The organism is Lentzea kentuckyensis, from assembly GCF_002150765.1.
Taxonomy (GTDB): Bacteria; Actinomycetota; Actinomycetes; order Mycobacteriales; family Pseudonocardiaceae; genus Lentzea; species Lentzea kentuckyensis.
In genome coordinates this window covers 22,715-30,714 of the sequence record NZ_MUYM01000057.1, presented here as the reverse complement: position 1 = coordinate 30,714, position 8,000 = coordinate 22,715, and the positions used below count along the sequence as shown (strand labels likewise).

Here is an 8,000-nt window from a genome sequence, read left to right as displayed (position 1 = left end):
CCGCCGGTGATGGCGGCGACGTGGCGCCCTACTCGCCCTACGGCGTGCACCTGGAGGCGGGGGCGGGCGACCCGGGCGATCTCGAGCCCGTCCGGGAACGCCTCGCCCACGTCCAGGACGAGGGCAGCCAGCTCTGCGCACTCGCCCTGACCCGCGCGCCGATCGAGGGCGGTGACAACGGAGGTACGGACGACCGCTGGCTGGACCTCTGCGCTGGCCCCGGTGGCAAGGCCGCCCTGCTGGCCGCGCTGGTCGGCATCGAGGGCGGCGAGCTGATCGCCGTCGAGAAGGCACCCCACCGCGCCGAGCTCGTGCGCAAGATCACCTCAGGCCTGCCGGTGACCGTGCACGTGGCCGACGGCCGTGAGACCGACTTCGTCGAAGGGGCGTTCGACCGCGTACTGGTCGACGCGCCCTGCACCGGTCTCGGTGCACTGCGCAGGCGCCCGGAGGCGCGGTGGAGGCGCCAGCCCGCCGACGTCGGCACGCTCACGAAGCTGCAGCGTGAGCTGCTCACCGAGGCGTTGCGACTGGTGCGTCCTGGCGGCGTCGTGGCTTATGTCGTGTGCTCACCTCATCTCTCCGAGACCGTAGGGGTGGTGACGGACGTCGCCCGGCGGACCGGGGCCGAAGTGCTGGACACGCGGGAGCTCTTCCCGGGAGTTCCGGACCTCGGGGAAGGACCGCACGTTCAGCTCTGGCCTCATCTGCACGGCACCGACGCGATGTTCTGCGCGGTGCTGCGACGCCCTGTTTGAGCGCTCGGGGACAACAGTAGCGGCGGGGTCTGACAGTTTTGGATCCCTTGTGGCGCAAGGGAAGTCGCTCAACCGAGCGGCTTCCGGCGCCTCCTGGGCGAAGCGGGGCGAGCGCCTGCTCCAGCTCAGTGCCCGACCTGGGCTCGAAGTCCCCCATGAGCCGGGTCGGCCACGCTGCCTAGCATCATGACCATGACACGTGGGCTGCTCGGACTGGTCGCAAGCGGCTGCGGCGGCGTCGAGAACTGGTTCCGCACGGAGCTGGCCGAACCGGCGGCGCAACGCGGCTGGCGGCTCGCCATCACGCTCACGCCGACGGTCGTCCCGTGGTTCGAGGAGGCGAACGAGCTGGACAAGCTCCAGGCCCTCACCGACCTGGAGATCCGGTGGCACCCGAGGATGCCGAGCCAGCCCAAGCCCTACCCGACGCCGGACGCGTTCATCTTCGCCCCCGCCAGCGCGAACTCGGTCGCCAAGCTCGCCCTGGGCATCGGTGACAACCAGGCGCTGACCGCGTTGAACGAGGCCATCGGCGTCGAGAGCTGCAAGGTCGTCGTCATGCCCCAGGCGAACGCGGACAAGCGCCGCCATCCGATGTGGGAGACACATCTGAAGACGCTCACCGGAGCGGGTGTCGTGGTGGTCACTGACGAGGCTCCCGGCAGGCTGCTCGACCTGCTGGACACCTAGACTTCACCCTTGTGGTCCACACGCCGATGATCGCCCCCAGCATCCTGTCCGCCGACTTCGCGCGACTCGCCGACGAGCTCGCCGCGGTGCCGACCTCGGACTGGATCCACGTCGACGTCATGGACAACCACTTCGTGCCGAACCTGACGCTCGGCCTGCCGGTGGTGAAGTCGCTGCTCAAGGTGACCGACATCCCGATCGACTGCCACCTGATGATCGAGGACCCGGACCGCTGGGCCATCGCGTACGCCGAGGCGGGCGCCTACAACGTGACCGTGCACGTCGAGGCCGCGCAGGATCCGGTCAAGCTGGCCGGGAACCTCAGGGCGGCCGGTGCCAAGGCGGGGCTGAGCATCAAGCCCGGCACGCCGCTGGAGCCGTACGTCGACGTGCTCAAGCACTACGACACGCTGCTGGTGATGTCGGTCGAGCCGGGCTTCGGCGGGCAGAGCTTCATGGCGGACGTGCTGGACAAGGTGCGTCAGGCGCGGCACCTCGTCGACACCGGCCACCTCAAGCTGCTCGTGGAGATCGACGGCGGCATCAACGCCGACACGATCGAACAGGCCGCGCAGGCCGGGGTGGACTGCTTCGTCGCGGGCTCCGCCGTGTACGACGCCGCCGATCCCGGCAAGGCCGTCGAGGCACTGCGCGCCCAGGCTGCCCGCGCCCAGACAGCCGGAACCACGTGACTCCCGAGGACGCGATGGTGCTCGCCATCGCGGAGAGCGAGCGGGTGCGGGGCACCACGAGTCCCAACCCGCCGGTCGGCTGCGTCATCCTCGACGACAGCGGCAGAGCCGTCGGGTTCGGCGGCACGCAACCGGCCGGCGGTTCGCACGCCGAAGTCATGGCACTCAAAGAAGCGGGCACGAAAGCACGGGGCGGCACGGCCGTTGTCACCCTTGAGCCGTGTTCGCACTACGGCCGTACGCCGCCATGCACCGAGGCGCTCATCGAGGCCGGCATCAAGCACGTCATCCACGCCGTCAGCGACCCGAACCCGAAGGCGGCGGGCGGCGCGGTACAGCTCGAACAAGCCGGCATCACGGTCGAGAGTGGCCTGATGTGCCAGAAAGTCAGTCAGGGGCCCCTCAGGGCGTGGCTGCACTACGCGCGCACGGGACGCCCACACGTCACGTGGAAGTACGCGGCGTCGCTCGACGGCCGGATCGCGGCGCAGGACGGCACGAGCCAGTGGATCAGCTCGGAGACCTCCCGCAGGCAGGTTCACGACATGCGCGCCAAGCTGGACGCGATCATCGTCGGCACGAACACGGTCAAGAAGGACGACCCGGCGCTGACGGCCAGGGACGCCGATGGAATGCCGCTGCCCCACCAGCCGTTGCCGGTGGTCGTGGGCATGAGCGATCTCCCGGATGGAGCCAGACTCCAGCACACCGCGCTACACCTGCGTACGCACGACCCGGACGAGGTGCTCACCGCGCTTGCGGGCCGGGGCGTGGTGGACGTGCTGCTCGAAGGTGGGGCAACTGTGGCCGGTGCGTTCCTGAGAGCTGGGAGGATCGACCGAGTGCTCGCCTACCTCGCGCCCACCATCCTCGGGAACGGTCCCGCGGCGGTGCTGGACGCGGGGGTGTCAACCATCACGGACGCTGTGAGGTTGACCGTCGAAGACGTCACCATGAGCGGACCAGACTTGCGGATCAGCGCGGTTCCGCAAACTTAGGAGGAGCGGTGTTCACCGGGATCGTCGAGGAACTCGGCCACGTGGTCGCGACGCAGGACCTGCCGGACGCGGCACGGCTTCGCATCGCCGGGCCCGTCGTGACCAGCGACGCCAAGCACGGCGACTCCATCGCGGTGAACGGCGTCTGCCTCACCGTCGTGGAGGTCGAGAACGGCACCTTCACCGCCGACGTGATGCGCGAGACGCTCGTGCGCAGCAGCCTCGCGAAGATCGCGGAGGGTGACAAGGTCAACCTGGAGCGCGCGGCCGCGGTCGGCCAGCGCCTCGGAGGCCACATCGTGCAGGGTCACGTCGACGGCACGGGCGTGATTCTCGCGCGGGAGAAGGCGGAGCACTGGGAGATCGTCCACATCGGACTGCCGCCCCAGCTCGCCCGTTACGTCGTGGAGAAGGGCTCGATCACGGTCGACGGCGTGTCGCTGACCGTCGTGAACGTCTCGGAGGACCAGTTCTCCGTGAGCCTGATCCCGACCACGCTCGACCTCACCACGCTGGGGCACCGCCTGCCGGGCTCGCACGTGAACCTCGAGGTCGACGTGCTGGCGAAGTACGTCGAACGACTGGCTGTCCCGCACCTGCGGGCCATCGCGGGCGAGGAGACCCAGTGAGCACCGACTTCGCGGACATCGAGCGCGCAATCAAGGACATCGCCGCCGGACGGCCGGTGGTCGTCGTGGACGACGAGGACCGCGAGAACGAGGGCGACCTGATCTTCGCCGCCGAGAAGGCGACGCCGGAGCTGCTCGCGTTCATGGTCCGCTACACGTCCGGATACGTCTGCGTGGCGCTGACCGACTCCGACTGCGACCGCCTCGACCTGCCGCCGATGTACCACACGAACCAGGACCAGCGCGGCACCGCTTACACGGTCACGGTGGACGCGCGCGAGGGCATCGGCACCGGCATCTCGGCCGCCGACCGCGCCCGCACCATCCGGCTGCTCGCCGACCCGACCGCGAAGGCCAGCGACTTCACCCGGCCCGGCCACGTCGTGCCGTTGCGCGCCAGGGACGGCGGGGTGCTGCGCCGCCCCGGTCACACCGAGGCCTCCGTCGACCTCGCGCGTCTCGCGGGGCTGTCCCCGGCCGGCGTGCTCTGCGAGATCGTGTCGCAGAAGCTCGAGGAGGAGATGGCCCAGCGCGAAGAGCTCGAGGTCTTCGCGGCCGACCACGACCTCGCGCTGATCACGATCGCCGACCTGATCGCGTACCGCCGTCGCGTCGAGACCCAGGTCGAGCGCGTCGCGGAGGCCCGGATCCCGACCGCGCACGGTGTGTTCACCGCCGTCGGTTTCGACAGCACGCTCGACGGCATCGAGCACGTCGCGCTGGTGTACGGCGAGATCGGCGACGGCGAGGACGTGCTGGTGCGCGTGCACTCCGAGTGCCTCACCGGTGACGTCTTCGGCTCACTGCGCTGCGACTGCGGCCCGCAGCTCGACGCGGCGCTGGAAGCCGTTGCGGCACAAGGACGTGGTGTCGTGCTGTACATGCGCGGGCACGAGGGCCGCGGCATCGGTCTGATGCACAAGCTGCAGGCCTACCAGCTGCAGGACCAGGGCGCGGACACGGTGGACGCGAACCTCGCGCTCGGTGTTCCGGCCGACGCGCGCGACTACGGCACGGGCGCGCAGATCCTCGTGGACCTCGGTATCAAGTCCATGCGCCTGCTGACGAACAACCCCGCGAAACGCGTGGGACTCGAGGCTGGTTACGGTCTGCGTGTGCTCGACCGGGTGCCGCTGCCGATCTCCCCGAACCCGGAGAACCTGCGGTACCTGCGCACCAAGCGCGACCGGATGGGCCACGAGCTGCACCAGCTGGAGCAGTACGAGGCCGTTGTTTCCGCTACGGAGGACCAGGAATGAGCGGCGAGGGCCGTCCAGAGCAGACCCGGCTCGACGGCAAGGGCCTGAGCGTCGCGATCGCGGCGACGCGCTGGCACACCAAGATCACAGACCAGCTCGTCGAGCGTGCCCTGAAGGCCGCCGAGGACGCCGGCTGCGTCGACACGACCGTCGTGCGCGTGGCGGGTGCGATCGAGCTTCCCGTGGTGGTGCAGGAACTCGCGCGTCACCACGACGCCGTGGTCGCGCTGGGCGTGGTCATCCGCGGTGGCACCCCGCACTTCGAGTACGTGTGCGACTCGGTGACCGACGGGCTCACCCGCGTCGCACTCGACGAGTCGACGCCGGTCGGCAACGGCGTGCTGACGACCAACACCGAGGAGCAGGCGCTGGCTCGGGCCGGTCTGCCGGACTCGGTGGAGGACAAGGGGTACGAGGCGACCGTCGCCGCGATCGACACGGCACTGGTGCTGCGCGGCCTGCGCCAGCCCTGGACCGAGCGGGGTTTCGAGTGACCACCATCGTCCTGCGCCCCAAGAAGATCCGCCGCGTCGCGTGGGTGTGCGCGATCGGCCTGGTCGCGGTGTTCACCGTGGTCGGCCTGCTGCTGGGGCAAACCCCGACCGGCGTGATCTTCCAGCCCTCCGACCAGGTCGCGATGATCGTCCTGGGCTTCCTGCTGGCGGGCGGCGTGCTGCTGCTGACCCGTCCGCGCGTCACCGCCGACGCCTCCGGTGTCGACGTTCGCAACGTCGTGACGTCCCACCACTTCGAGTGGCAGGACGTGCTGTCGGTCAGCTTCCCGGACGGCGCCGCGTGGGCCCGCCTGGAGCTGCCGGAGGACGAGTACATCTCGATCATGGCCGTGCAGGCCGTGGACCGCGAGTACGCCGTTTCGTCCGTGCGTGCACTGCGTGAGCTGCACAAGGCAGCGCACCACTAGATCCACTGACCCAGGATCGCTCCCGCGAGCGCGAGTCCGACGATGTGATAGCCCGCGCCGATGGCCGCGAAGGTCTTGGGCGCGGGCTTCGTCATGTCGTACGTACCGGTCACGAACATCACCGGCAACGCGATGCCGACGCCCACGACGAGGCCCAGCAGGATGCCCTCCATGATGTTGTCGGTGCCGGACGCGGCGCCGAGCATCGCGGTGGCGAGCGTCGCGACGAAGCAGGTGACGAGCGGGACGGCGTAGATGCCGGCTCCCGCGTTCTCCGGTGGGTTGAGGTCCCAGCCGGCGGCGCGTTGCCAGGCCTTGCCGAAGGCGAACTCCGCGTACCACACGGCACCTAACGCGAAGTACGCGATCGTGGCCACTATGACGGCTAACCAGTTCAGGTCGCCGAGCACGGTCAAACTCATGAGGGTCTCCCGCGGTGATCAGGGTGACTTGGCATCGCGGGGTGAACGTGCGCTGTTACGAGTGGTTCGGACCCGGACATAACGGTGGTTGATGGATCAACCGCCGAGTCCGAAGTGGACGGTGTGAGGAGGGGCTGCCCGCCGGACGCGGCGGGCAGCCCCACTCGTCAGCTCACGGCCTTGAGGGCGTCGATCTCACCCGAACCGTAGAAGCTGTTGTGCGCCGTTCCGCCCTGGCACGTCTGCGGTTCGCCACTGTTCTGCGGGAACGCCGCGTAGATCGACGTGTCCGGGCACGGGAGCGGGTTGGTCGCCTGCTGGAGCTTGGCGGCCGCCCCCGTGCTGCCCTGCCGGCTCAGCAGCAGTGCGGCGACACCGGCCACGTGCGGTCCGGCCATCGACGTGCCCTGCAGGTAGCAGTACTTCGCGCCGTTCTCGACGACCTGACGCGCGCACGGCCGGTAGCTGGGATACGTCGACAGCACGCGGCCGTTCGGGGCGGCCGGGGTGAGTTGCAGAAGCGCGTCACCACCGGGCGCGGCTACGTCGGCCGTGGAGATGCCGTAGCTGGAGTAGTACGACTTGAACCGCTTGTTGCCCGTCGCCGTCACGCCGACGACACCGGGAACCTCGACCGGGACGACCGCGCACGCGTTGGTGATCTCCCGTTCCTGCTCGCTGCCGGGCGGGAAGTCGGGGCTGATCACGTCGACGCGCGGGTGCGAGAGGTCGGTGCTGTCGTTGCCCTCGGAGGCGACGACCACGACGCCCTTCGACTGCGCGTACCGGATCGCCCTGCGCTCGGCCTTCCAGATCGCGCGCTGCTCGGCGTCGTTGCGGCAATTGAACAGCCACGGGTCGGCGAAGTAGCTGTTGTTGGTGACGTTGATGCCGTGTGTGGCGGTCCACATGTACGAGCAGATGACCATCTCGGGGAAGAAGAAGCCGTCGTCGTTGCTCGTCTTCACGCCAGCGATGCGCACGTTCGGTGCGACACCGACGATGCCGGTGCCGTTCGCGGCGGCGGCGATGGTGCCGGCGGTGTGGGTGCCGTGGCCGTTCTGGTCATTGCCGGGCAGCAGTGGTGCCGGGGTGCCGCTGGAGCAGTCCGCGCTGCGCGACGCGTCGTAGTTCGGCGCGAGGTCCGGGTGGGTGAAGTCGAGCCCGGTGTCCAGCGTGGCCACGACGACCTGCCTGCTGCCGGGCGTGACCTGGTGCGCCTGCGGCACGTTGATCTGCCGCATGTCCCACTGCAGACCGGACAGCGAGTCGCCCCACGTCGCGGCGGCCGACACGTCCTGCGCGTCACCGGCCTGGTTCGGTGCGACCTGGACGCCGAGTCCTGTCGTGGCCGCGACGCCCTCGACGTCGCCGCTCTGCTTCAACGCGGTGGCGAACCCGGTGCTCGACGACCGGGCGATCACGACGCCGATCTGGCTGTAGTTCGCGACAACGGTGCCGCCGGCGCTCGCGATGGTGCTCGCGGCGTTCGACGACGAGGAGCCCTCGTGGTAGAGGACGACGTAGGTGGACTCCGTCGCGGCACCGGCCTGGAACGCCGGGGCGACACACAGAGCCGCCCCGAGACCGGCGGCGGCCAGCAGTGCTCGTGGACGATTCAACAAATGTC

General features: G+C 69.5%; 10 protein-coding genes. 8 read left to right on the top strand and 2 right to left on the bottom strand.

Going from position 1 to position 8,000, the window contains the following annotated elements; all coding sequences use genetic code 11:
* The 8 genes from B0F77_RS26110 to B0F77_RS26075 all read left to right on the top strand — a co-directional run.
* A partial coding sequence (locus B0F77_RS26110; protein WP_143466912.1) for an RsmB/NOP family class I SAM-dependent RNA methyltransferase occupies nucleotides 1-758 on the top strand: 758 nt, incomplete at its 5' end.
* A gap of 192 nt (nucleotides 759-950) precedes the next feature.
* Nucleotides 951-1,448: a flavoprotein gene (locus B0F77_RS26105; RefSeq protein WP_086665627.1), complete on the top strand. Its 498-nt coding sequence runs from the start codon at nucleotides 951-953 to the stop codon at nucleotides 1,446-1,448.
* Nucleotides 1,449-1,474: 26 nt separating this feature from the next.
* Nucleotides 1,475-2,140 (top strand): ribulose-phosphate 3-epimerase, encoded by a 666-nt coding sequence (gene rpe, locus B0F77_RS26100; RefSeq protein WP_086665626.1) that lies wholly within the window; start codon nucleotides 1,475-1,477, stop codon nucleotides 2,138-2,140.
* A gap of 14 nt (nucleotides 2,141-2,154) precedes the next feature.
* Nucleotides 2,155-3,138 carry a bifunctional diaminohydroxyphosphoribosylaminopyrimidine deaminase/5-amino-6-(5-phosphoribosylamino)uracil reductase RibD gene (gene ribD / locus B0F77_RS26095; protein ID WP_086665625.1) on the top strand — a complete coding sequence of 328 codons (984 nt, stop codon included), beginning with the start codon at nucleotides 2,155-2,157 and terminating at the stop codon, nucleotides 3,136-3,138.
* Nucleotides 3,139-3,146: 8 nt separating this feature from the next.
* Nucleotides 3,147-3,767 carry a riboflavin synthase gene (locus B0F77_RS26090; RefSeq protein WP_086665623.1) on the top strand — a complete coding sequence of 207 codons (621 nt, stop codon included), beginning with the start codon at nucleotides 3,147-3,149 and terminating at the stop codon, nucleotides 3,765-3,767.
* The gene (locus B0F77_RS26085) at nucleotides 3,764-5,026 is read left to right on the top strand and encodes a bifunctional 3,4-dihydroxy-2-butanone-4-phosphate synthase/GTP cyclohydrolase II (protein ID WP_086665622.1); all 1,263 of its coding nucleotides are present in this window, start codon (nucleotides 3,764-3,766) and stop codon (nucleotides 5,024-5,026) included. Before B0F77_RS26090 ends, B0F77_RS26085 begins: the two co-directional genes overlap by 4 nt.
* Entirely contained in the window at nucleotides 5,023-5,520 is a 498-nt protein-coding gene (ribH, locus tag B0F77_RS26080) for a 6,7-dimethyl-8-ribityllumazine synthase (protein ID WP_086665621.1), read from the top strand. Before B0F77_RS26085 ends, ribH begins: the two co-directional genes overlap by 4 nt.
* Entirely contained in the window at nucleotides 5,517-5,948 is a 432-nt protein-coding gene (locus tag B0F77_RS26075; protein ID WP_245848640.1) for a PH domain-containing protein, read from the top strand. Before ribH ends, B0F77_RS26075 begins: the two co-directional genes overlap by 4 nt.
* On the opposite strand, the gene B0F77_RS26070 is transcribed toward B0F77_RS26075, so the two are convergent.
* Both B0F77_RS26070 and B0F77_RS26065 read right to left on the bottom strand, forming a co-directional pair.
* The gene (locus B0F77_RS26070; protein WP_086665620.1) at nucleotides 5,945-6,370 is read right to left on the bottom strand and encodes a DUF1761 domain-containing protein; all 426 of its coding nucleotides are present in this window, start codon (nucleotides 6,368-6,370) and stop codon (nucleotides 5,945-5,947) included. The genes B0F77_RS26075 and B0F77_RS26070 overlap by 4 nt on opposite strands.
* Nucleotides 6,371-6,537: 167 nt before the next feature.
* Nucleotides 6,538-7,992: a S8 family serine peptidase gene (locus B0F77_RS26065; RefSeq protein ID WP_143466911.1), complete on the bottom strand. Its 1,455-nt coding sequence runs from the start codon at nucleotides 7,990-7,992 to the stop codon at nucleotides 6,538-6,540.
* Nucleotides 7,993-8,000: the final 8 nt, after the last annotated feature.